At 64.5% G+C, this 372-nt stretch carries 1 protein-coding gene; it reads left to right on the top strand.

What is annotated here, in order from left to right; genetic code table 11:
- Positions 1 to 372, top strand: a 372-nt coding sequence (locus AABA86_RS34560) for a Bug family tripartite tricarboxylate transporter substrate binding protein (RefSeq protein ID WP_338309938.1), incomplete at both ends; no start/stop codon positions are given.

Below are 372 nucleotides of genomic sequence, written 5' to 3'. Positions count from 1 at the left end.
CGACATCCAGATCCTGTTCGACAATCTCTATCCGAGCCTGCCGCAGGTGCAGAACGGCACGCTCACAGGCCTCTGCGTCACCACCACCGAGCGCAGCGACCTCGCGAAGGACCTGCCGACCATGCGCGAGAGCGCGCCGGAGCTGGCGAACTTCGACGTCTCGTCGTGGTTCTCGGTCTTCCTGCCGAAGGGCGTCTCGCCCGAGGTGCTGAGCGCGCTCAATTTCCAGGTCAAGGCGATGCTGGAGCGCGACGACATCAAGAAGCAGATCGCCGCCATGGGCGCCCGCGCCGACTACGGCACGCCGGAGCAGTTCGCCGCCTTCGTGGATTCCGAGACGAAGAAGTTCGCTGGCATCATCCAGAAGGAAGG

It is taken from the genome of Bradyrhizobium sp. TM233 (assembly GCF_036247965.1).
Classification (GTDB): domain Bacteria; phylum Pseudomonadota; class Alphaproteobacteria; order Rhizobiales; family Xanthobacteraceae; genus Bradyrhizobium; species Bradyrhizobium ottawaense.
This window is presented reverse-complemented; position numbering and strand designations above follow the sequence as displayed.